20 protein-coding genes and 1 other RNA gene are annotated in these 23,520 nt (G+C 42.0%); 16 read left to right on the plus strand and 5 right to left on the minus strand.

All coding sequences use genetic code 11. From position 1 onward, the window contains the following. Positions 1-1,051 precede the first annotated feature (1,051 nt). From BK582_RS09040 to ssrA, 3 genes are all read left to right on the plus strand, one after another. Entirely contained in the window at positions 1,052-1,384 is a 333-nt protein-coding gene (locus tag BK582_RS09040; RefSeq protein WP_331248193.1) for a four-helix bundle copper-binding protein, read from the plus strand. A 248-nt stretch (positions 1,385-1,632) separates the two neighbouring features. Then, the gene (gene smpB, locus BK582_RS09045) at positions 1,633-2,100 is read left to right on the plus strand and encodes an SsrA-binding protein SmpB (protein ID WP_078594457.1); all 468 of its coding nucleotides are present in this window, start codon (positions 1,633-1,635) and stop codon (positions 2,098-2,100) included. Between the two features lie 214 nt (positions 2,101-2,314). Next, positions 2,315-2,652: a transfer-messenger RNA gene (ssrA, locus tag BK582_RS09050) on the plus strand. Positions 2,653-3,082: 430 nt separating this feature from the next. Here ssrA and BK582_RS09055 read toward each other — a convergent pair. Continuing rightward, positions 3,083-3,490, minus strand: a complete 408-nt coding sequence (locus BK582_RS09055; RefSeq protein ID WP_169910925.1) for an LAGLIDADG family homing endonuclease — start codon at positions 3,488-3,490, stop codon at positions 3,083-3,085. A gap of 238 nt (positions 3,491-3,728) precedes the next feature. On the opposite strand from BK582_RS09055, the gene BK582_RS09060 reads away from it, so the two are divergent. From BK582_RS09060 to BK582_RS09100, 9 genes are all read left to right on the plus strand, one after another. Next, the gene (locus BK582_RS09060) at positions 3,729-4,850 is read left to right on the plus strand and encodes a D-alanyl-D-alanine carboxypeptidase family protein (protein WP_078594463.1); all 1,122 of its coding nucleotides are present in this window, start codon (positions 3,729-3,731) and stop codon (positions 4,848-4,850) included. Between the two features lie 135 nt (positions 4,851-4,985). After that, positions 4,986-6,209, plus strand: a complete 1,224-nt coding sequence (locus BK582_RS09065) for an alanyl-tRNA editing protein (RefSeq protein ID WP_338066812.1) — start codon at positions 4,986-4,988, stop codon at positions 6,207-6,209. A 213-nt stretch (positions 6,210-6,422) separates the two neighbouring features. Next, positions 6,423-7,247 (plus strand): PRD domain-containing protein, encoded by an 825-nt coding sequence (locus BK582_RS09070; protein ID WP_078594468.1) that lies wholly within the window; start codon positions 6,423-6,425, stop codon positions 7,245-7,247. 247 nt (positions 7,248-7,494) lie between these two features. Beyond that, positions 7,495-8,868, plus strand: coding sequence for a sucrose-specific PTS transporter subunit IIBC (locus BK582_RS09075; RefSeq protein WP_078594470.1), 1,374 nt, complete (start codon positions 7,495-7,497; stop codon positions 8,866-8,868). Positions 8,869-8,988: 120 nt separating this feature from the next. Continuing rightward, positions 8,989-9,951: an aminoimidazole riboside kinase gene (locus BK582_RS09080; RefSeq protein WP_078594472.1), complete on the plus strand. Its 963-nt coding sequence runs from the start codon at positions 8,989-8,991 to the stop codon at positions 9,949-9,951. Continuing rightward, positions 9,951-11,405, plus strand: a complete 1,455-nt coding sequence (locus tag BK582_RS09085) for a glycoside hydrolase family 32 protein (RefSeq protein WP_078594474.1) — start codon at positions 9,951-9,953, stop codon at positions 11,403-11,405. Before BK582_RS09080 ends, BK582_RS09085 begins: the two co-directional genes overlap by 1 nt. Positions 11,406-11,749: 344 nt before the next feature. Further along, entirely contained in the window at positions 11,750-13,225 is a 1,476-nt protein-coding gene (locus BK582_RS09090) for a C40 family peptidase (RefSeq protein WP_244895369.1), read from the plus strand. 481 nt (positions 13,226-13,706) lie between these two features. Next, entirely contained in the window at positions 13,707-14,873 is a 1,167-nt protein-coding gene (locus tag BK582_RS09095) for an FAD/NAD(P)-binding protein (RefSeq protein WP_078594479.1), read from the plus strand. 23 nt (positions 14,874-14,896) lie between these two features. Next, a complete protein-coding gene (locus BK582_RS09100) occupies positions 14,897-16,081 on the plus strand; it encodes a GTP-binding protein (protein ID WP_078594481.1) in 1,185 nt (394 codons plus the stop codon). Between the two features lie 50 nt (positions 16,082-16,131). Here BK582_RS09100 and BK582_RS09105 read toward each other — a convergent pair whose 3' ends face one another. After that, entirely contained in the window at positions 16,132-16,473 is a 342-nt protein-coding gene (locus BK582_RS09105) for a hypothetical protein (protein WP_078594483.1), read from the minus strand. A 174-nt stretch (positions 16,474-16,647) separates the two neighbouring features. Between BK582_RS09105 and BK582_RS09110 the strand changes: the two genes are divergently transcribed. Both BK582_RS09110 and BK582_RS09115 read left to right on the plus strand, forming a co-directional pair. Continuing rightward, positions 16,648-17,061 carry a 2Fe-2S iron-sulfur cluster-binding protein gene (locus BK582_RS09110; RefSeq protein ID WP_169910927.1) on the plus strand — a complete coding sequence of 138 codons (414 nt, stop codon included), beginning with the start codon at positions 16,648-16,650 and terminating at the stop codon, positions 17,059-17,061. Between the two features lie 142 nt (positions 17,062-17,203). After that, positions 17,204-17,680, plus strand: coding sequence for a hypothetical protein (locus BK582_RS09115; protein ID WP_078594487.1), 477 nt, complete (start codon positions 17,204-17,206; stop codon positions 17,678-17,680). Between the two features lie 48 nt (positions 17,681-17,728). Here the strand turns inward: BK582_RS09115 and BK582_RS09120 are convergent, their stop codons facing one another. Both BK582_RS09120 and BK582_RS09125 read right to left on the minus strand, forming a co-directional pair. Next, a complete protein-coding gene (locus BK582_RS09120; protein WP_078594489.1) occupies positions 17,729-18,580 on the minus strand; it encodes a family 1 encapsulin nanocompartment shell protein in 852 nt (283 codons plus the stop codon). A gap of 11 nt (positions 18,581-18,591) precedes the next feature. Beyond that, positions 18,592-19,209: an IMEF encapsulin system ferritin-like cargo protein gene (locus BK582_RS09125; protein ID WP_244895370.1), complete on the minus strand. Its 618-nt coding sequence runs from the start codon at positions 19,207-19,209 to the stop codon at positions 18,592-18,594. 281 nt (positions 19,210-19,490) lie between these two features. Between BK582_RS09125 and BK582_RS09130 the strand changes: the two genes are divergently transcribed. Together BK582_RS09130 and BK582_RS09135 are read left to right on the plus strand one after the other, a co-directional pair. Beyond that, the gene (locus BK582_RS09130) at positions 19,491-20,648 is read left to right on the plus strand and encodes an extracellular solute-binding protein (protein ID WP_244895371.1); all 1,158 of its coding nucleotides are present in this window, start codon (positions 19,491-19,493) and stop codon (positions 20,646-20,648) included. Positions 20,649-20,679: 31 nt separating this feature from the next. Beyond that, complete coding sequence (locus tag BK582_RS09135; protein ID WP_078594491.1) at positions 20,680-22,371, plus strand: ABC transporter permease; 1,692 nt, start codon at positions 20,680-20,682, stop codon at positions 22,369-22,371. Positions 22,372-22,547: 176 nt separating this feature from the next. Here BK582_RS09135 and BK582_RS09140 read toward each other — a convergent pair whose 3' ends face one another. Next, positions 22,548-23,513: a TIGR03943 family putative permease subunit gene (locus tag BK582_RS09140; RefSeq protein ID WP_078594494.1), complete on the minus strand. Its 966-nt coding sequence runs from the start codon at positions 23,511-23,513 to the stop codon at positions 22,548-22,550. Positions 23,514-23,520: the final 7 nt, after the last annotated feature.

The raw sequence follows: 23,520 nt of genomic DNA on the forward strand, positions 1-23,520 counted from the left end.
TTTGATTTTCATGAAACCGCCGTATACGGATCCGTACGTACGGTGGTGTGAGAGGTCGGGGGTTAGTCACCCCCTCCTACTCGATTGGCATCTAAGTATTGCAATAAGACGTTTAAACTATTTGAAGAGACAGCAAGAGCGTCTTGCATCCCATGAGCAAGAGGAAAGGGTGACCTCAAGTAGTGCAAGAACGTCTTGCATCCCATGAGCGAGTGGAAAGGGTGACCTCAAGTAGTGCAAGAAAGTCTTGCATCCCATGAGCGAGAGGGAAGGGTGACCTCAAGTAGTGCAAGAACGTCTTGCATCCCATGAGCGGGAGGAAAGGGTGACCTCAAGTAGTGCAAGAGCGTCTTGCATCCCATGAGTGAGAGAAGGGATGACCTCAAGTAGTGCAAGAGCGTCTTGCATCCCATGAGCGGGAGGAAAGGGTTACCTCAAGTAGTGCAAGAGCGTCTTGCATCCCATGAGCGAGGGGAGAGCGTGAACTCAAGTAGTGCAAGAACGTCTTGCATCCCATGAGCGAGGGGAGAGCGTGAACTCAAGTAGTGCAAGAACGTCTTGCATCCCATGAGCAAGAGGGAAGGGTGACCTCAAGTAGTGCAAGAACGTCTTGCATCCCATGAGCGAGGGGAGAGCGTGAACTCAAGTAGTGCAAGAACGTCTTGCATCCCATGAGCAAGAGGGAAGGGTGACCTCAAGTAGTGCAAGAACGTCTTGCATCCCATGAGCGAGGGGAGAGCGTGAACTCAAGTAGTGCAAGAGCGTCTTGCATCCCATGAGCAAGGGGAGAGCGTGAACTCAAGTAGTGCAAGAGCGTCTTGCATCCCATGAACAAGAGGAAAGGGTTCACTCAAGTAGTGCAAGAACGTCTTGCATCCCATGAGCGAGGGGAAAGCGTGAACTCAAGTAGTGCAAGAACGTCTTGCGTGCCCTGAGGGGAGGAAAGCATGCGCTCAAGTAGTGCAAGAGTATCTTGTTTCATTCTGAAAGAATGTTTCCCATTCACTTTTCTGTGGTATTAATTCGTTGTAGAACGCAGGAGGTGTAAACAATGAATCATATGACAGGAACATTGGAAGAAGTTTATGAAGCTATCGAAGACTGCCTGAGGGCATGCAACCAGTGCTATGATGCATGCCTGGAAGAGGAGGACATTTCTCATCTGAGAGACTGCATCAGAACGGACAGAGAATGTGCGAACATTTGTGAGCTTGCTTTAGAAGCGATAGCTTCAAACAGCCCCCTTATGAAGGAAGTAATATCACTTTGTGCAAAAAGCTGCAGATTATGCCAGGAGGAATGTGAGAAGCATGACCACCAGCATTGCCAGATGTGTGCCCAGGCTTGTATGGAATGCGCAGAGTTTTGTGAAGCTTATGTATGATTGTACTGATTGACGGTGTGTATTTGCTGTGGCGTGAAAATAAGTCGTTTTGGCGTGATAATCACTTGGCTTCGCTTGATAATTACCTATTTTCGCGCGATAACTATTCATTTAAGCGTGATAAATGCGCAGCATTATAAAATACACTACTTCTTTTTTTAAAATACTGCCATCTGCCCGTTAAATTGAAGCTGCGGCCAGTTTTTGGTATGATATAGGGACGAGTGAGAGGAAAGGATGCAGGGGATATGGCTACAGAAGGAAAACTCATTGCCCAGAATAAAAAAGCGCGGCATGACTACCACATTGAAGAAACGTATGAAGCAGGTATGGTTTTAACTGGAACGGAAATTAAATCCCTTCGTAACGGCCGGGGAAATCTTAAAGATTCCTTCGCCCGGGTAAGTAATGGGGAAGTATGGCTTCACAATATGCATATCAGCCCTTATGAGCAGGGGAACCGGTACAACCATGAGCCTGAAAGGGCGAGAAAACTGCTGCTCCATAAAAAGCAGATTAACCAGCTTATTGGTGCTACAAGGGAAAAAGGATATACTCTCGTGCCGTTAAAAATTTATATCAAGAACGGGTTTGCAAAAGCATTGATCGGCCTTGGAAAAGGTAAGAAGAAATACGACAAGCGTGAAGATCTGAAAAAGAAGGATGCAAAAAGGGAAATCCAGCGCGCCTTTAAAGATCAGCAGCTTGGCAGATAGTTTTAAAAATTGTATCTCCGGGAATAGTGAATATCACCACATTCACAGGAATGCAAACAAACGTTTCTATAGGACTTGAAATTTTCCGCGGATATGCTATAATAAGAATTGTCGTTAGGAAACATCAATTAAATAAATCATTGTGATTTAACATGATCTATCCGTAACGCTTCATAAGGTGATCGTTCATTCGATGCCGTTTATATGGGGACGTTCTGGATTCGACAGGGGTAGGTCGTGCTTGAGTTGCGGGCCGAGCTGGGTGTCCTCGTATAAAACGCCCATCGCCTATAGTTGGCAAAGAACAAAACGACTTCGCTTTAGCAGCGTAAGCTTGCTAGCGGTTCCTCCCTTCATCGCCCATGTGAAGGATCAGGGACTCACTTATAGTGGGATACGCCTTGCGTCCACCGCCTGAGGACAAGAGGAAGAGATTAATCAGGATAGCCTCACGGAAGCCTGTCAGCTGGCTGAAGTGGCGGCGAAATGCTAATAAACTGACTACGCTCGTAGACGCTTAAGTTGCGTTATCTCTGGACGTGGGTTCGATTAGTAAATAGTCGCCTTGTGTGGTGACACACAAGTGAAAATCTGGCTTAATCGGAGAAACCTAACCTGCTTAACAAAAAGCAGTATGGCAACCCCGAGCGGTATGGGGAGCAATCCACCAGCCGTGTATCGACTTATAGGCTGCCCATAGGGTAGTACTAGGATATGAAACGCTGTCAGGACTAAACAATGTCCGGCAAAAAATATGTTTCATATAATACGCCAGGGGACTTGAACAGCGTTATTCTGCTCAAGTTCAAGATATAGTCAGTGCCATGTCGAAAGCATGGAAGTGCACGTCCCACCGTCTCCACCATACATATCTATGGTGGTTTTTTATTTTTTCTTTACTTATTAGTCTGCCTGAGAGGCAGGCTTCTTTTTCTTTAGGGCAGACTAGAAGTAGGTAATTATCGCTGAGTACATTCTTCTGTTACAAAAAGAATTCCTTTTCAAAGTCGAGTTTAAGCTGAAGAGTTTGTTTATTGTATTTACCGTTTCGAATAGTAACTTTATTATATGTTTGCAGGATTAAAGTTGCCCGTCTGTATTTGTCTTTTACACGAAGATAGGGAAGAACCTCTTTCAGGACTGTAAAAACCTCATCTTTCTTTTTAATCGTTAAAGTATATGAATTTTTATGCTTTCCAGGATTATAGTTTCGTTTGTTGTTAATAACTCCGCCAGCAAAAGATTTTATATAAATAAGTAAATCTTTATCAGTGGAAGCTACTGAAATAAAAGGTCTTCTATTCTCTGAACCATGCTGTCTGGTTAATGTGATTGACCCCTCTCCATCAATTATTCCAGCCAGATAAGCGGCTTCTGTATCTCTCAACATTTCCCCTCCTAGACTGAGTATTATTAGCTTTATTATAATATCGAAAGTATCTTTTAGTGTATTGATACGCTCTTCCGATTCTAACTAGATTTCTTATCTTCACACTAACTCCACATTTACCCCTTAAACTCTATAATGGTACAAAAAATCCTGTTTTTCTCCGAAAAAAGTATTAGAAGAACGGACAGGAGAATACCAGGAATATTCTACCACTATTACAGGAGGGGCAGCCGAATAAATGAAGAAAATAATGCATTTAATGCTAATTACCGCTATTGCTTTTTTTACAGCAAGCCATTTTTCAGTACATGCACACCAGGCATCTTCCCCGCAGCTTACCAGCGAAGCGGCAATTTTAATTGATGGGAAGTCAGGACAGGTTCTATACGAAAAAAACGCGCAACAGAAAATGTATCCGGCGAGTATAACCAAAATTGTCACTGCTATTATCGCAATTGAGCAAGGGAACTTGCTGGAAACTGTAACTGTTAGTGAAAACGCCACAACAACTGACGGGACAAGGGTTTATTTAGTTGAAGACGAAGTAGTATACCTGGAGCGTCTCGTGCAGGGGTTGATGATTAATTCAGGAAATGATGCCGGGACAGCGATTGCGGAACATATTGCTGGCAGTGAAGAGGAATTTGCTGCAAAAATGAATCAGTTTGTAAGGGAAGAGATAGGCGCAGAGAACTCTAATTTTACAAACCCTCACGGTCTGTATCATGCAGATCATTATACAACAGCCTATGATATGGCGATAATTGCGAAGTATGCGATGCAAAATGAAACGTTCAAAGAGATTGCCGGAACAAAAGAGATGGAGTGGAATGGAGAAGGCTGGGAAACTACGATTTATAATCACCATCGATTGTTATGGGATTATGAAGGTACCACCGGAGTTAAAAATGGATTCGTATCCCAGGCAGGCTTTACACTGGTTACCTCAGCGGAAAAGGAAGGTACCGAGTTAATCGCTGTAACTTTAAAGGCTCCAACGGCGGAAATTTCTTATGATGATACAGGAAAGCTGCTTGATTATGGGTTTGCCAATTATTATACGGGAGAAATTGGGGAAGACAAAGTATTCGAAAGTACTGATGGCCAAGAGTATCAGCTTGGTGCAAATGCTTACGTCACACTCGCAGCCGATACTACTATGGAAAAAGAAGTAGACGAGGACTTTCTTGTGGTGCGGGGAGACGACGGCTCCGTGCTGCTGGAAAAAGAATTAATTCCACTTGAGGATCCGTCTGAGATTGAAGAGGAAAATAATGAATTGAATAAAAAAGAAGATGCAGAGGTGGAAGTCCAGCAAACGAACTGGCTCCAGAGATTGCTGAGCTTATTTAATTTTTAATCATGAAATTTTCCAGTCTCAGGCTGCCCTGAAAGTCATTGAAAAAACACTTAGAAATTCTAAGTGTTTTTTCTGCTTTTTGCTCAACTTCAGCTTTCACGTTATGCTATAGAAAGATATTACTTTCATTGGAGTGTGAAGGAATTGGAAACGAAGAAACTTTACTATGATAATCAATATACTCGTTCTTTTTCATCAAAGGTCTTGAAACAAGATGAGGATGAGAACGGGCGTCCTTACATAGTGCTTGAAGAAACGGCCTTTTATCCCACAGGAGGAGGACAGCCTCATGATACAGGGACACTGAATGGAGTCAATGTTCAGGACGTAGAAGAGGTGGACGGAGAAATCCGCCATTATACAGTGACGGCGGTTGAATTAATAAATAATGAATGTATTGGAGAAATCGACTGGGAGCGCCGGTTCGACCATATGCAGCAGCACATAGGCCAGCATATTTTGTCCGCGGCATTTGAAGAGGCCTTTAGTTATAAAACGGTCAGTTTTCATTTAGGCAAGGAGGTTTGCACTATTGACCTGGAGACTGTTCAATTAGCAGAGGAAGAGGCGGTGGAGGCTGAGAAGCTCGCGAACAAAATCATTCTGGAGGACCGTCCTGTAAAGACTAAATGGATCACAGAAGAAGAACTGCCAGACTATCGTCTCAGGAAGGATGTTGCCGTCCCGGGAGATATTCGCCTTGTGATAATACCGGACTTTGATTATAACGGATGCGGTGGTACTCATCCTGATTCGACAGGGCAGGCGAATGCTCTTAAAATCCTCCACTGGGAAAAAGAGAAGAAGAAAATTCGTGTCTCCTTTGTCTGCGGGCAAAGAGTGCTGGATCAGTTACACGAAAAACATAAGGCTGTTCAAGGATTAACAGACATACTGAACTCCCCTCAGGAAGAGTTGGAGTCAGCGGCTAAAAAACTTTTGCAGCAAAATAAAGACTATGAAAAAACAATTGCTGAGGTGAAAAAACAGCTCGTGGAATTTGAAGCAGTTGACTTAGTAAAGAATGCGAGAAACTTTAAGAGCCTAAGATTAATCCAGGCTGTATTCCAGGAACGGCTGATTACAGATTTACAGCAGCTGGCTAAACTTGCTGCCGCCGAAGGAAATGATATTGTTGTTATCCTGGTCAATGAAACTGGCGGCAAACTGCAAGTTGTCTGTGCCGGAAGCGACAATGCGGGAATAAATATGAATCACCTAATAAAGGAAGTATTACCGCTTATTAATGGCAGAGGCGGCGGAAAGGGCTCCTTTGCTCAGGGGGGAGGAGAAAAAACGATGCCGGCAGAGCAATTAATGGAAGAGCTTGTTAAGTCAGCGGAAGCTCTTCACAGCTGAAGGAGAATGGGACACTTTCATGGAATATTTCCTGAAGGTGTTTTAACTTAAAAAATTCTTTAAAACTAATATTGGCGATATATACCAGCCTTACACACTTTCACAAATAAAACAACCAGGTCAGGACGGAGTAATTGACCTGTGCTAGGGCATTTGTTATGCTGAAGCCCTTTCGTGGTAATATTAATTGTATTACGTTGATGGAGGACCGTTATGCGTATATTCAGGATTTTGAACAATAATGCGGTTGTCGTCGTAGACGGCCCGGAGGAAAAAATAGTTATGGGGAATGGTATTGCTTTTCAAAAAAGAAAGAATGATATCATTCCTAAAAATAAAATAGAAAAAATCTTTGTCCTGCATGGCAATTCATCAGAAAAGTTTCAGCAGCTGCTTGCAACTCTGCCCGAAAAGCATATTGAAATAGCAGAAAAGATTATAAGTTTTGCCGAGGGGCATCTGCAAGTTCCCTTAAATGACCATATTCATATCGCGCTCACAGACCACCTTTCTTTTGCCCTTGAAAGGCTGGGGCAAGGGATTCCTATAAAAAATAAACTGACACATGAAATTAAATTTCTTTATAAAAAAGAGTATGAAGTTGGTATCTGGGCGAAAGAAGAAATAAAAAAAGAGCTCGGAGTAGAAATTCCTGATGATGAAGCTGCTCACATCGCTCTCCATATTCATACCGCAAAAATTGATGCGCCGGCTATGGCTGAGACGATGAAAAGGGCAACGATTTTGCATGATTTCGTCAGGCTTATCGAGGAAGAGCTCAGCATAACAATCGATGAGGAAAGCATTAACTACCAGCGGCTGGTCACCCATTTACGATTTGCGCTCAATCGGATAGAAGAAGGAAGCGACTTTGAACCGATAGATGAAGATATGCTGTTACTCATCCAGACAAAATACGACAGAGCATACAGCTGCGCAAAAAAATCAGCAGATTTATTGAAGGAGGAATATGGAATCGACTTTCCTGATTCTGAGAAAGCGTACATTGCTCTTCATTTGCAGCGGCTGATCAGTTAGTAAATCTCACCAGGATAAAATTTGTATATACCTGTTGACGACAACGCTTTCATAATGTAAACTAAGGACAGTAAAAATTAATAGTGCGGGATTGTTACTGGTATAGCAGGCAAGACCTAAAATGTGTAAGGAGACATAGGCAGATCTCTATTTTGACCTACCTATGTGTACTTTATATATTTTAGGTCTTTTTTGTTTTCTCCAGGGCAGTTCCCTTGAAAAATTCAACACAGGAGGAAACAAAACAATGAATCATAAAGATGTTGCTGAACAGCTTGTACCTCTTTTAGGAGGAGAAGATAATATTCTCAGCGGTGCTCACTGCGCTACACGTCTTCGCCTTGTTATCGAAGATGAAGGCAAAGTGGACAAAGCCGCTATTGAAGAACTGGACGGAGTGAAGGGAGCCTTTTCCAGCTCAGGCCAGTTTCAGGTCATTTTCGGAACAGGAACAGTAAATAAAGTATTTACTCACTTTGCCCCTCTGGCTGGAATTAGCGAAGGAGATAAAGAAGCATCCGATGCTCATAAAGAAGCAGCGAATAAAAAAATGAATCCGTTTGCCCGATTTGCAAGAACACTTTCAAATATTTTTGTGCCAATAATTCCGGCGATTGTAGCTTCAGGTATGCTTATGGGGCTCCTTGGCCTGATGAATACTTACAACTGGGTGGATCCTGAAAGCGCCCTCTTTGTAATGCTGGATATGTTTTCATCGGCTGCATTTATTATTCTGCCAATATTAATCGGTTACAGTGCTGCGAAAGAATTTGGCGGAAATCCGTTTTTAGGAGCAGTTGTCGGGGGAATTATGGTTCATCCGGCTCTCCTGAATCCTTGGGGGCTTTCTGATGCACAGCCTGAGACGCTTGACTTTTTCGGATTTGGTGTTGAAATGCTTGGATACCAGGGTACTGTGATTCCTGTATTACTGACTGTATACTTTATGTCTAAAATCGAAAAAGCATTGCGCAAGGTAATACCAAATATAGTAGATCTGCTTCTGACTCCATTCTTAACTGTTGTTTTAACTGGTTTCTTTGCACTGTTAGTTATCGGGCCTCTTGGCAGGGCGCTTGGTAACGGTATTACGGGAGCGCTTGGATTCCTCTATGATACGGCAGGACCGATTGCGGGTCTGATCTTTGGAGGATTGTACTCAACAATTGTTCTGACTGGTGTGCATCACAGCTTCCATGCAATCGAAGCGGAAATCCTTGCTCAGATCGGCGGAAACTATCTGCTCCCTATCTGGGCAATGGCGAACGTAGCGCAAGGTGGAGCTACATTAGCTGTTTTCACCAGAACAAAAAATAAGAAAACAAAAGAAGTTGCAATGCCAGCTGCTGTTTCTGCTTTCCTTGGTGTAACAGAGCCTGCAATTTTCGGGGTTAACCTGAAACATCGCCGTCCGTTCATCGGCGCTGCTATCGGTGGTGCTCTCGGCGGGGCATATGTGGTCTTTACTCAGGTAATGGCTAATGGTATAGGACTGACTGGTGTACCAATGTTTGCAATTGCACAGGATCCGTTAAATTACGGTATTGGATTCCTGATCGCTGTTGCAGGTGCTTTCGGGGCGACTCTCTTATTAGGCTGGAAGGATGAGCCTAATAAATAACTGAATTTTAACATGCAAATCCTCTGTCAGTGTGAAACTTCTGCTGGCAGGGATTTGTTTTTTGTATTTTCACCCTCATAGGTGATAATGATAGAAAACCTTATTTAGGAGGAATTTGTTTTGAAAAAAGGGATCATCTCTTTAGGAGAAGCACTAATAGATTTCATTCCCCTTGACCAGGAAAATAATAATTACCAGAAGAGCCCGGGGGGAGCACCTGCTAATGTGGCAGTCGGCATTGCAAGGTTAGGGGCAAAGTCAGCTTTTATCGGAAAAGTGGGTAACGATGTTTTAGGGAAGTTTCTTAAGGAAACCCTTGCAAAATACAAGGTGAACACGGACCATATGTTTTTAACAGATGATGTACGGACCGGTGTTGTATTTGTAACTAATACAGCTGATGGTGAACGAAGCTTCGATTTTTATATCAATCCCAGTGCGGACCGTTTCCTTCATGCTGATGAGATTTCTGAGTCGGTTTTTAATGATAACAAGATCCTTCATTTTGGTTCCATTTCAATGATCAGCAGCCCCGCGAAAGAAGCTACCCAGCATGCAGTACAGCTGGCTAAGCAAAAAGGGATGCTCGTATCCTATGATCCAAATCTTCGGTTAGGACTCTGGGAATCAGAAAATGAAGCCCGTGAGACGATTGTTTCTATGCTGGACAAAACAGATTTCCTGAAAATATCAGAAGAAGAACTGGAATTTATCACTGGTGAACACTCTATTGAAAAAGGAGCAGACAAGCTAAAGGAATATAACATACCTTTAATTGTTGTGACTTTGGGAGCGGAAGGAAGTTATGTTTTTACAGCGGAAGGTAAAGCACATGTGGACGCAATGGCTGTAAAAGCTGTTGATACAACGGGAGCAGGCGATGCCTTTGTTTCCGGGATGCTTTATTCATTAAATGAATTTGAAGGAAGCATTCAATCGCTGACTATAGAAAACGCGGCAGAAATGGCTGAATTCGCTTCCGTCTCCGGAGCTCTTGCCGCGTCCACAAAGGGAGCTATGACAGCACTTCCCGGCCTTGAAGAAGTGAACGAACATCTCGAAAAGAAAGGGCGGCAGCAATAATGAATCGTGATGAACAATTAAGACGGGAAGCTGTAGAAACAGTTAACAAAAATAAACAGATAGCGGAGCAGGATCCGTACCGGCTTCATTACCATATTATGCCCCCTGCTGGATTGCTCAACGATCCGAATGGGTTTATCCAGTTTGGAGGGAAGTACCATCTTTATTATCAGTGGATGCCCTTTAAAACAGATCATGGCGCTAAGTTCTGGGGCCATTATTCTTCCAGCGATCTTGTGAACTGGAAACATGAGGAGATTGCCTTAGCCCCTTCGGAATGGTTTGAAAAGAATGGCTGCTATTCCGGAAGTGCAATAGAACGTGATGGGAAACTTTATGTTTTTTACACAGGAAATGTAAAGGATGAAGATGGGAACAGAGAAACATACCAATGCCTGGCAGTATCAGAGGACGGACTGCACTTTGATAAAAAAGGACCAGTTCTTGAACTGCCAAAAGGATACACAGCCCATTTCAGGGACCCTAAAGTCTGGAAGCAGGACGGAAAGTATTTTATGGTGGTAGGTGCTCAGACTGCTGATCTGAAAGGCGCTGCTGCTTTATTCAGTTCGGAAAACCTGACAGACTGGGAACATAAAGGAATTATTGCGGGTGGAGGCACAGGAAAACTTAAGAATTTCGGTTATATGTTCGAATGTCCCGATTTGTTCCGTCTTTCTGATAAAGATATTCTGATCTTTTCCCCGCAAGGCCTTGAAACAGAGGGGATGAAGTACCAAAATGTTTATCAGGCCGGATATGTAACTGGAGAATTCAACCCTGAGACGGGGGAATATACCCATGGGGAATTTGATGAGCTTGACCGGGGATTTGATTTTTATGCGCCTCAGACAACAGAGGATATTACAGGAAGAAGGCTCTTGTTTGCCTGGATGAGCGTCCCCGACCAAAACGAGCAGGACCACCCTACTACAGATTATAAGTGGCTTCATAATATGACTCTCCCAAGAGAGCTGACATTGAATAACGGCAAAGTTTATCAGCAGCCGGTCCGGGAGCTGGAAGCATTAAGGGAAGGGGAGGCAGTGGAGTATACGGCTGAACTTAACAACGAAACTGTTGCCTTTAATGGCGTACTCGGGAAGGCAGTTGAATTACTGATCGAGGATATAGAGGTATCAGAAGGGTGGTTTGAAATCTCGATAAGGGGAAATGCCCGCCTCGTGTATTCTGCCAACGAAAAAATTCTTACTCTGGAGCGAAAGAGTTATACGAATGGAATTGTTGAGAAAAGACAATGCAAGCTTGCATTACTTAGCTCATTACGACTGTTTTTGGATACCTCATCTGCAGAAGTTTTCGTGAATGAAGGGGAAGAAACTTTTACAGCCCGTTTTTATCCTGATCCTGAAAACAAGGAGATGTCGTTCGGTGCTTCCCAAAAGACGAATTTCAAAATAAAAAAGTGGAATTTACAGAAAAAATTTATTTGAAAAAATGGTAAATTAGCAGCATAGCGAAGAAAGCGCTTTTCAGAATAGGAAAGTGCTTTTTCTGGCGGTATAAGTGCATTTTTAACCTGATTAGCTAAAAAATACCAAGTTTCGACGGAGGTATTTAGTAAAAATTCTGTCGTTTTGAAATGAAACTGTAACATTTCTATAATATTTTTGTCATTTACCACTGATATACTACTAATTGACTATGTAAGTAGTCAGTATATATACATATAATATTAGTTTACTAATTTACCATACTGCTGCATTACTAAAACAGATATACATACATAATACATATTTTTTGCAGTACAGACGGTTTATGGAAAGTGGGGAAGAAAGTGCTTAAAAAGAAACTATTAGCGTCAGGTTTAGTACTGCTGTTAGGAACGGGAACTTTATTCTCAGCTTCCTCTGTTTTTGCTGAATCCGTAGAAGACTTAGAGAACAGACAAAACGAGATACAGGAAGAGCGGACGGAAATACAGTCTGATTTATCAGAAGCTGAAGAAGAACTGGCTGAAGTATTAAACGAGATGGAAGATCTGAATGAACAGATCAAACGAGTGGAAGAAGCAATCGCCGATAACCAGGAGTTAATTGCAGAAACAAAAGAGGAAATTGATGCTGCAGAAGAAGAGGTAGCAGAGCTTGAAGAGAATATTGAAGAACTTGTTGAAGAAATTGAAGCGAGAAATGAGCTTCTTAAAGAAAGAGCTTCAGCGTACCAGAAAAACGGGACAAGCATCGACTATCTGGAAGTAATTCTCGGATCACAGGATTTTGGCGATTTTCTTGAGAGGGTAATGTCTCTCTCCCAAATTGCTAAAGCAGATGCAGATTTCCTTGAAAGACACCATGAACTAAAAACAGAGCTTGCTGAAAAACAGGAGTCTGTGGAAGGTAAACTGGCTGAACTGCAGGAAATGATGACGGAGCTAAAAGGAATGGAGCATCACCTCCTTGACCAGAAAAACCAGAACGATGAATTAATCAAAGAACTTGAGAAGAAAGAAAGACAGACAGAACAACTAATGCAGCAGCTGATTGACAGGGACGGCGAACTTGCCGGACTTGAAGCTGATATTAGAGAAGAAATTGAGCAGGAAAGAGAACGAATCAGACAGGAAAGAGAACTTGAGAGACAAAGAGAACTTGAAAGAGAGCGTGAAGAAGAAGAACAGCGTCAGGCTGAAGAAGCGGCAGCAGCAGAAGCTGCTCAGGCGGCGGCCAGCTCTAATTCCAATTCTGGCAATGACTCATCATCAAGCTCTTCAAGTCAATCCCAGAGTTCTTCCGAATCCAGCAACAGCTCAAATAGTTCGTCGAATTCAAATTCCGGTACAAGCTCGGAGTCTGCCACTACTAAGACATCGTCCAGCAGCACTTCTTCAGGAAGCTCCTCGAGCTCAAGTGGAAGTGGCAGCGACAAAATTAATACTGTAATAAACGCGGGTAACCGTTATATTGGCAACTCTGTTTATGTATTTGGTGGCGGCCGTACAGATTACGATGTAAGAAATGGAAGATTTGACTGTTCAGGTTTTACACGCTGGGCTTTCTCTCAGGCAGGAATCAGTCTTGGAGCGAGCACAGACCAGCAAAAGAACCAGGGGCGCAGGGTCTCATTCAGTGAAGCTAAACCAGGCGATCTTGTATTCTTTAATACTTATAAAACAGACGGTCATGTAGGCATATATCTTGGCGGAAACAAATTTATCGGATCACAGAGCTCTACGGGAGTAGCTGTGGCTGATATGTCCAGCGGTTACTGGGCGGAAACATTCAATGGCCGGGTAATGCGAATAATTGAATAGCATTGAAAATCCTCTGCAATCCAGCAGAGGATTTTTTGTGCTTAAATAAATTCTTCACTTTATTTTGTTGATCATTGTTTTCTTAGCTCTTGAAATTGATGAAGTTAAAAGGACACTGAATAATACAGCTAATGTTTTCCCCATACTGAGCTCCGCCTTTCGATACTTTTGCTTATGGAAAATAAGTTTCCTTAAGTAAACTTATTTGTTGTATTATATACAATAAAATTACTTTTGTACCAATATTCAATTCTTCTCTATAAAACAATCTTTTGTTACAGAAAAATACAGGGTACAGTATGTGCTTGTTCAGGAAATGTGCTGATTTGTTGATGGTTGTATATACGTTCGACACCACAAAATACGAGAGATTATAAAATGCTTTTTGCTTTTTGTTAAATAAAAATATTGCATTTATTTTTGAATTAAACTACAATACAAATCGTAATAGTTACGATTTAAGTAGCAAGGGGGAATTAATTTGTTCGACTGGGTAATTATTGGGGGCGGGATACATGGCTGTACAGTAGCAAATTTTCTACTGAAGAACGGTAAAACAACGAGAGAGAAGCTGTTAATTATTGACCCGCATCCGGAACCAATGTACGAATGGAGGAGAAACACAGAGAAAATAGGTATGGAGTTTCTACGTTCTCCTTCAGTCCACCACATTGATGTGGATCCTATGAGTCTCCATAACTACTCATCACAATTAAAAGAGGAGAGAGGTTTTTACGGGCAGTATGACAGGCCCTCTCTGGATTTGTTTAACGAACACTGCAGCAAGGTTATTGAAAGTCAGGAAATTTTAGAGTCTTGGCATACCGGTACAGTGGGGCAGGTAACGAAACTTGAAAATATATGGCTTATTCAAACAGAAGCAGGCAGGGAGATTTTATCCAGAAATATAGTTATTGCTGTGAGCATTAACAGGCAGCTTTCGATTCCAGACTGGGCGGAACAATTTTATAGGGAAAAGAAAAATATGTACCATGTGTTTGAAGAAAGACTGGGAAAACTGGAGGATATTAAATTGCCTGCAGTGGTAATAGGCGGAGGAATAACCGCAGCTCACTCAGCTATTAAGCTTGCCGGACTGTTTCCCGGAGAGGTTACTTTGGTTAAAAGACATCCGTTCAGAGTGCACTCTTTTGATAGTGACCCTGGCTGGCTTGGGCCAAAGAAATTATCCTGTTATTCAAAGATTGAGGATTACGATAAGCGCCGTGCATTAATTCAGAATGCCAGAAATAAAGGATCTATTCCGCGAGAGCTCTTCTGTAACATCAAACGGCTGACAAAAAACAATAAACTGGCTGTAAGAGACGGGGAGGCAGTGCTTGCAGAAGAGAAAGCAGATAAAATAGTGCTCCATTTTAAAACCGGAGATGCGATAAAAGCAGGTACAGTTATACTTGCTACTGGATTTAATCCTTCTCTCCCGGACAGAGGGTGGCTGCGTCAACTAATAAATGAGCAGCAGTTAAAATGCGCGAATTGTGGATATCCAATCGTAAAAAAGTCATTGGAATGGTGTGATCATTTATATGTGTCCGGTCCGCTGGCAGAACTGGAGATTGGGCCTGTGTCGAGAAATATAGCCGGTGCAAGAAAAGCTGCAGAAAGGATTGCAGCCAGTATAATCTAAAAGAAATTTAAGGAGTTTTTAATATGGAAAACAGAGTGCCAGTAACAGTATTAAGCGGCTATTTAGGATCTGGTAAAACAACATTGCTTAACCATATACTCGCTAATAAAGAGAACAGGAAAGTTGCGGTAATTGTAAATGACATGAGTGAAATAAATATAGATGCCTCAATGATAAAACAAGGTGGTTTTACCCGGACAGATGAAAAGCTGGTTGAACTGCAAAACGGATGTATCTGCTGTACCCTAAGAGAAGACTTGATTCAGGAAGTGGAAAGGCTCGTACATTCTGGAAATATTGATTATATTGTCATTGAATCTACTGGGATTTCAGAACCTGTGCCTGTAGCCCAGTCATTTACATATATCGATGAAGAGCTTGGAATTAATCTTCCTGAATTGTGCCGTCTAGACACAATGGTAACAGTCGTGGATGCTAACCGATTCTGGGAGGATTATGCCTCCGGCGAATCACTGCTGGATCGTAAAGAGGCGAATGACGAAACTGATCAAAGAGAAGTTGTAGACCTGCTTATTGACCAGATTGAATTCGCAAATGTTCTTATTCTGAACAAGACAGATTTAGTCGGGGCAGATGATGTGAAGGAGCTTAAAGCAGTACTGAGAAAATTTAATGCAGAGGCCTTAATCCTGGAAAGCAGCTTTTCTGAAATACCACTTGAAAAAATTATGGACACAAACCTGTTAGATTTTGAGAAATCGAGCCAGTCAGCTGGCTGGATTAAGGAATTAAATGAAGAACATATACCTGAAACAGATGAATACGGAATCAGTTCGTTTGTGTACAGAAGAAAGAGACCGTTTCACCCGGAAAGGTGGATGCAATGGCTGGAAGACTGGCCCCGTGATGTTGTAAGAGCAAAAGGTTTTTTCTGGCTTGCCAGCCGGAATGACATGGCGGGCCTTCTTTCCCAGGCAGGATCTTCATTAACAATCCAGGCAGCTGGCGAGTGGGTTGCAGCGTATCCTGAAGAGGAAAGGGAACAGACATTAAGAGCAGAGCCGGAGCTCCTGGAAAAATGGGATCCAGTGTATGGTGACCGGACAACAGAGCTTGTAATGATCGGAATAGATATGAACGAGAAGGAAGTAGAAGCATCGCTTGATAAATGCCTTTTAACAGATGAAGAAATGGCTGAAAACTGGTCTGGTTTAAAAGATCCTCTGCCTGCTTTTACACATAGCTGAAAAGAAAAGAACTCCTGAGGTGTCCTCCACCCTCAGGAGTTCTTTATTAATTACTGCACTTTAACAATTTCCACCGGACCGTGGTCATCACAATGATCACCATGGGGATGATGCAGCCGGCCGTTTACCAGATAGTCGTAATGGTCGCCGTGTGGAACAAGTTCATGACCACAGTCTTCCTCATGATTACATCCGCAAGCTACAGGCTGGCATTCATCAGGATTTTCCCCGTTTACGGGAAGCGCGCATTCTTTCCATTCACCATTACTTTCATGATGAAGGTGGCCATCGTGAACATAATCAATGTGGTCGTCATGCCTGATTTTCGTGTGTCCGCATGCAATACTGTGCTGATGCTCGTGCTCTTCATGTGTGTGTCCTTTACTGCCCATATTAAATCCCTCCCAGAGGTACTTTAGTTTATTATTCCTTTTTCATTAAGAGTTAAACCAGCTTGGGGCATTTACTACATTGTGCAGTTGACTGAATAATCAAATATAATATATGTTATAAAAAACGGAAGGACCAATAATAAGGGGTCAATGAATGACGAAGGGAGGAATACGGTGCGAACAAAAAAACTTACGGTTGGATCGCTAAAGGATAGAAAACCTGAAAAAAATATGACAGGCGCTTCTAACGACACAGTAGCTGCCGTTAAGCAGCAGGAAAATTATTCTGCGAAAAGCATCAAGGGAATAGTTAAAACAGAGCCGAAAACAATAACTTTTACCCAAAACAATAAGGTATATACAATTTCGGCTTCCGAAGCTAATCATACTCTTCTGGATGCTGCTTTAAAGCTTAATAAACCAGTCAATTTTAAATGCAGAGCAGGGACGTGCGGAAAATGCGCGGTGAAGATAATTAAAGGAGAACATTGCCTGGCAGGTAAGACAGACCAGGAAAAAGAAACACTAAAGAAGAAAAAGATCCCTGGCTTCCGGCTGGCATGCCAGTCTGTAGTAGAATGCAACTAACTTATTTATAATTAATATAAACCGATTGTGACAAACGTTTGAATTTACAGAAAACAGTATTGACGAACCTTTCTGCATACTTTATGATGAGAATGGATATCAATGATAATGAAAATTATTCTCATTGTATGGAGGGGTGTAAATGAGTTATTTTATCAACGGCTACAAAGATTTTTATACTGTAATTGAAAACGAGAGAAAAATCGGTGGAGTTATAGAGGCTGAAGAAGTACAGCTTAAAAACGGTGAGATTTATAAAAACCCTGTTTTTACAAATATTGATTACTCAGGCGGAATTTTTTATACTGCCGCTATTGTCGCCAATGATGGCTCACATATTATCGTCCATGTGAATGACATAAGCATGATTAAATCACCAGCACACAAAAAAATTAAAGATATGAAAAACCACTACTTTAAAGAAATAAAAATAAAAGAAAAAATGCGTTACTTAAAATGCCTTGCAAAAGGAGACCAAGGAGCTTTCACGAAACCTTTTGTAGAAGAAGCGAAACTTATTATTGAAGACATCGGCAGCGATGTGCTGATTAACGAAAAACAGGAATTAAGCTATGAGTTTATGACGATGTTCAATAATGAAGTGGTGAAAATAGCTTAAAACAAAATCCCCTTTTGAATTTTCAAAAGGGGATAAGTTTTGGCCCGATTAATTATGTTCAGGGTTCTCTAAAGTACAAATCGCACTTGGGCGTTTAACCCTTGGGACGATACATTCGTAAATCCTGAATAAATGATTCATATTTTCAACGTCCATATAAGCGGAGTCCATGTCTTCAGCGATGACCAGGTCTAGGTTATGGCGGCCTGTAGCTATCAGTAACCCTGAGTTTTCTTTCAGGACTGGAGACTGGAACACCCCATCGGTAACTAATTCCCGGACATGCTCGATTTCCAGTACGTTCGTCCCTTCATGAACACGGTGAAGAAGAGCGTAGAGGTCTGGTGAAAGCACTAAAGCGTAAGGCCCGTTATGTCCCATCTGCAAAAGCTTGTTGCGGGCATCCACAATGTCTTTAAAAGCGTTGCCGGATTTAAGCCAATCAGACCTTACGTGAGTTAAATGGCCTTTAACATTAGACAGCCCTGGAATATTAAATTCCTCCGAGCCGTTAAAAATCAGGTCATCTTCCAGCAGGGAGCACTGAGTAACTGCATTTGCTGCCTGGGAGAAATCAATTGGTATATCCAGTGTTCTTGCCTGTTCAATATCACGCCAGAAAAGCTGGAAGTCTTTATAAAGCAGGGGAATTGTCAAATGAACTCTTTTAGTGGAGTCTGAGGTGTCCAGTTCTTCCCCATGAAGGCTGAGGCTTCCCTGTTCGGATTCTTCGTATATATCATTTATTACTGATTGCACGCCTTGTCCAAGAGGACCGTATATATCAATAAACCGGCGCCCAATCAGATTGCGTCGGGCATTTTCAACTACTGTCTCATCAAGCATCTGCCATTCTTTGTTTGTAAGTGGGGAATCGTGGAATTTTTGAACTTTGTCCATTATATTACCTCCTAAATATTTTTCAGGCTTCCGACTGTGAGTCTCTTTGCAGGTTTACTGCTGCTGGAAACAGCAGCTTCCTTTTGGTGTTTTTCTGGATGAGCTCCGGAAGCTGAAGAAGTATATTTTTCAATTTTCAGATGTTCAGCAACATCTTCTTTTTCATCTGTAGGTACAGAGCCGGCGGCAGCAGCAGCTCCATCAAATTCTTCGTTTAAAGTATTTAAGATAGGTTTTATCGACTGGTAATCGTCAGCGGTAATGTTCCTCATGCGGGTGAGGTTTTCCGCGTGTTCAGTTTCTTTAAAAGAAAATAATGCTAAATCCAGATGCTCCAGGAAGTTATGCAGCCCGAATTTTTCAAGACTTATATCCTGAAGTAAGCGGACAAATTCCAGGTTATCGGCGGATCTTGCCCCGTCATTATCAATATAGAAATCGAGCTTTGGAATTAAAGCATTCAGACGGTCGAGCCGCTGTTCTTCTTCTTCGTAAATATGATGGTAATAAAGCCGTTCATGGTCGTCTTTTGCATTTTCGATCCTGGGGGTGAGGATTGCCATAAAATCATTTATCGCTTCCCTTGTTCTGATAAACATATCTTTTAAATCAGAAAAGTGTGCAGCCACTGAATCACTTCCTTTACTGGATTATTTAGTATTTTTTTATAGTTTAACGTACCTTAAGAAAAATTAAAAATGATATGGCAATATTCCGAAAAACTTAAAGATATCAAAAAGTCGTTCAATATTTGTTCACAATAATAGTTTTATAATAAATATGTTTAGAAATCTCATTGACAATGATTCTCAATCAATTTATACTAGGTATTGTTGATGAGGTTGATAATCATTATCAATTAAACCCCATCTACATAATACAAATGAACTTAACAGGGGGACGACATAAGATGAAGAAGGCAATAAAATCTTTATTATTTGGATCACTTACTTTAGCAGTTATAACAGCAGCAGGATGCGGTACTGATGACGGAAATGGCAACAACGATAATGCAGCTGGCGGTAATGACTCGCAGAACGAAAATGCAGGCAATAACGAGAATGAAGAGAACACAGAAAATGAAGCCGCAGTGGAATTAGACGGCCAACTTGTAGTATACTCATCACGTAATGAAAACTTTGTCGATCCTTTGCTTCAGAAATTTGAAGAGGAAACTGGGATAGAAGTAATGGCGCTCCATGGGGCAGACCCACTCCAGCTTGAAGAAGAAGCAGGAAACGTACAGGCGGATATCTTTATTTCCAACGACCTGGGAGCATTAGGATATTTGGATAACCAAGGCTTGTTAGCTGGATCTGAACCGGAAGGAATCGAGACAATTCCTGCAGAATTTCGCGCTGATGACAACGCTTACTTCGCAATCTCAGCAAGATCTCGTGGCTTTATCTACAATAAAGACTTAATTTCTGAAGATGAAATGCCTACAAGCATAGAAGACTTATTTGATGAAAAGTGGGCAGATGTTGAAAATGGTTATGCGATTACCCGTGGAGGAAATGGCGGTATGCTTGGAAACGTTTCTGCACTCCGTTATGAGTGGGGGGACGACAAGACAGCTGAGTGGGTTGCTTCCATTAGAGAAAACTCAGCTGGTATATATGAAGGACATGGAGATATCCGCAGAGCAGTAGGTGCTGGCGAGCATTCATTCGGACTTGTAAATAACTATTACTACCATCAGCAGTTACTTGAGCCAACTGACAACAATGTGGGCTTTATCTACCTGGATCAAGGGGAAGACGAAATGGGAGTAATCGCTAATGCTGCAGGTGTAGGACTTGTTGAAGGAGCTCCAAATGAAGAAAATGCACACGCGTTTCTTGAGTGGGTACTCAAGCCTGAAAACCAGGTGGCATTCGTTGGAGAATCACTTGAGCTTCTTATCAACTCTGAATATGGGGCAGAATATCCTGAAGAAGTTGAGCCGCATGTAGTTGAATTTGATGAGCTTAAAGTACAGGACATGCCTTTAAAAGAGCTTGGAAACTACTTTGAGGGAACGAAAGAATTAATCGAAGCATCTGGTTTAGACCTTGATTTAAAATAAATAAAAAAGCAGTTCACCGGGAGAGGGCATAATGGACAGTCGGAACAAGAGGGATACGGAATCTTCACAACAGAATAATAACAACAATGCCGAGGTTGGGGAAAAAACTTCCCCAGCCATTCTCCATTTTTTCAGAAGCAGCTGGTTCAAAATCTGGAACGGCAACCCGCCTGGGCCGATATTATTGTTATTTGGGCTAGTGGTCGCACTAATAATGTCTGTGCCGATTATATACGTTATCTGGCGCTCTGTTTTTGCCGGAGCTGACAGATGGATGCGTCTGCTGGATGAAAGAATTCCTCAGTTATTATGGAATACCTTTTCCCTTACATTTGCAGTAACCGTATGTGCGGTGATTCTTGGTGTATCCCTTGCATGGATTGTGGTCCGTACGAATATTCCAGGAAGAAGATGGTGGCAGTGGCTGTTAGCACTCCCGTTGGTTATTCCGCCGTATGTCGGAGCTGTGACATATATTATTGTATTCGGACCAAGCGGCTGGGCAAGGGATATTTGGCGGGATACAGCCTGGCTGGCAAACATTGGGGATTACCCATTGAATATATATTCTTTTTGGGGCGTCTTCTTTGTTTTAACAATGTTTACATACCCGTATGTTTTTCTGATAGCAAGTGCCTCACTCCGAAAAATGAACAGAAATTATGAGGAAGTGGCCCGTTCTCAGGGGCTTACAGTTTCACAGGTATTCTGGAAGGTAAATCTTCCATTTCTCCGGCCTGCTATTGGTGCGGGGGCCATTCTTGTTTCTCTCTATGTATTATCCGATTTTGGAGCTATCGCAATGCTCCGGTATGTGACATTTACGGCGGCGATTTATTTTCAGCGTGCTGGCTTTGATACGGCTGCAGCCTCTGTCTTAAGCTTAGTGCTAATTTTACTTACGATTATCATTCTATGGATTGAGGCAAGAACCAGAAAGAAAAGCAAATATTATCAGACAGCAAATACATTCAGGCAGCCTGATATACTTCCTTTGGGGAAATGGAGGGTTTTAACTGTAATATATGTCAGCCTGGTATTTTTCCTGTCGGTTATTCTTCCTATAAGCGTCCTCATTTACTGGTCTTATATAGGGATAGGCATGGGAGCAATTGATGAACGTTTCTTCGGCTTTGCATGGAACAGTCTGCAGGTCTCAGGTTTTGCCGCAATTTTATGTATGCTTCTGGCACTGCCGATTATCTACCTGAAATCCAGATATCCTTCGGTGGTTTCAACTCTTATTGACCGCCTGAGTTATGCTGGATATGCGCTGCCAGGTGTTATCGTTGCACTTGGGATGGTATTTATTTTTAATAATCATATCCCTGTACTCTATAATACTTTCTATATGGTAGCTCTTGCGTTTGTTGTTCGGTTTCTTCCTCAGGCGATGCAGGCTGGTGAAGCTTCCTTAAGCCTTGTTTCCCCAAGGATTGACGAAGCGGCGAGGAGCCTTGGCTATCCGCCCTGGAAAGTGATGCTGAAGGTAATCCTGCCTAGTATTCTTCCAGGTGTGCTTGCCGGTGGAGCGCTTGTGTTTGTGAGCTCTATAAAAGAACTTCCGGCAACGCTTATGCTCCGGCCTCCAGGCTTTGATACGCTTGCTGTCAGGGTATACTTTGAAGCTTCAGAGGCTCTTTATCACCTTGCGGCTCCGTCTGCTTTACTGATCATTCTCGTCTCTTGTATACCTTTACGTTATTTGCTTAAAAAATATTAAAGAAAATTCGCCGATTGGCGATGAGAGGGGCGTAGTTGTACGTAGACTTTAGCCTTTAAATTTTCACTACGTTGTAATCAACTTCACAGCAAAAATTTTATACTTAAAGTGTAAATAAAAAAGGAGGGTGCGAAAGACTAGCTTTTGCACCCTCCTTTATTTTGAACTAAATTTACTTATCTGTTAAAGCTGGGATACACATATGGTGTATCTGGCTCTTCCACTTCGGTTATATAGCTGTCCTCAATAACTGGGAGCGTATAGTCTCCATATTCCCCTTTTCTGATAGTACCATTCACGTATACCCATGTATCTTCCTCAAACTGATTAGCTTCTTCAGATTCCACAAGAGTGCCGTATACACCAGCATCGGCAGTACAGCATGTCATAGAGAAGCGGGCGGCAACGAGTTGATGATCTTCAAAGTCAGGTTCCCTGAAAACAAAGCCAATCATTTCTATTTCTTTGCCAACAAAACGGTCAAGATAAAGGTCGAGTACTGTCATCACATCGAGATAATTATCTTCCGTAACTAAAATAACCTCACTTTGTTCCAGTTCATCGGCAAACTCTTTGTAAAATTCATCAAACCAGTCTTCCCCGTAAAAATCTTCTACCTGGTAATGCTCCTGAGCATCTACAGCTGCGGATGCCTGGACTTCCAGATTATTAATATATCCTTCAGGATCTTCTAGAAAAGCTTCCGCTCTTGAAGTGGCCCCTGAATTTTCATCGGGGGAAACCTGATTAATAGTCAGGTCAGAACCGTAATTTATGCCCCTGTTTGCAGCTACCGAACTATTAAGCATCTGGTCAGGGATAATAAAGCCAAATAAAACAGGAAGAATAAAAATACTGTATACCAATCCCTTCAACCAGAAAGGGCCTTTTATTTCGTGGTCATGATCGCAATGACCACTGCACACATGCTCTTCAGTGCTTTCTTTTTTCGTACTGCGAAAAACCTGCATAATGCCTAAAATAAAGAAAGTAGTCATTGCAAAATAGATAAACGGCATCATCTTCGGAGCGATATAATACACAATGTTTCCGGATAATATGAGGCTTAGCATCAGAAGAGCAAAGCCAAGGAGTATAATTCCTTTAAGAAAAGCATGGAATGCGTGATCGTAATGTTTCATAATCTAT

The organism is Evansella clarkii, from assembly GCF_002019695.1.
Taxonomy (GTDB): Bacteria; Bacillota; Bacilli; order Bacillales; family Salisediminibacteriaceae; genus Evansella; species Evansella clarkii.

Bases quoted from the DNA above. Each gene is read 5' to 3' on its own strand.
- BK582_RS09040 (WP_331248193.1), top strand. From the start codon at position 1,052: ATGAATCATATGACAGGAACATTGGAAGAAGTTTATGAAGCTATCGAA.
- smpB (WP_078594457.1), top strand. From the start codon at position 1,633: ATGGCTACAGAAGGAAAACTCATTGCCCAGAATAAAAAAGCGCGGCAT.
- BK582_RS09055 (WP_169910925.1), bottom strand. From the start codon at position 3,490: ATGTTGAGAGATACAGAAGCCGCTTATCTGGCTGGAATAATTGATGGA.
- BK582_RS09060 (WP_078594463.1), top strand. From the start codon at position 3,729: ATGAAGAAAATAATGCATTTAATGCTAATTACCGCTATTGCTTTTTTT.
- BK582_RS09070 (WP_078594468.1), top strand. From the start codon at position 6,423: ATGCGTATATTCAGGATTTTGAACAATAATGCGGTTGTCGTCGTAGAC.
- BK582_RS09075 (WP_078594470.1), top strand. From the start codon at position 7,495: ATGAATCATAAAGATGTTGCTGAACAGCTTGTACCTCTTTTAGGAGGA.
- BK582_RS09085 (WP_078594474.1), top strand. From the start codon at position 9,951: ATGAATCGTGATGAACAATTAAGACGGGAAGCTGTAGAAACAGTTAAC.
- BK582_RS09100 (WP_078594481.1), top strand. From the start codon at position 14,897: ATGGAAAACAGAGTGCCAGTAACAGTATTAAGCGGCTATTTAGGATCT.
- BK582_RS09105 (WP_078594483.1), bottom strand. From the start codon at position 16,473: ATGGGCAGTAAAGGACACACACATGAAGAGCACGAGCATCAGCACAGT.
- BK582_RS09115 (WP_078594487.1), top strand. From the start codon at position 17,204: ATGAGTTATTTTATCAACGGCTACAAAGATTTTTATACTGTAATTGAA.
- BK582_RS09120 (WP_078594489.1), bottom strand. From the start codon at position 18,580: ATGGACAAAGTTCAAAAATTCCACGATTCCCCACTTACAAACAAAGAA.
- BK582_RS09130 (WP_244895371.1), top strand. From the start codon at position 19,491: ATGAAGAAGGCAATAAAATCTTTATTATTTGGATCACTTACTTTAGCA.
- BK582_RS09135 (WP_078594491.1), top strand. From the start codon at position 20,680: ATGGACAGTCGGAACAAGAGGGATACGGAATCTTCACAACAGAATAAT.
- BK582_RS09140 (WP_078594494.1), bottom strand. From the start codon at position 23,513: ATGAAACATTACGATCACGCATTCCATGCTTTTCTTAAAGGAATTATA.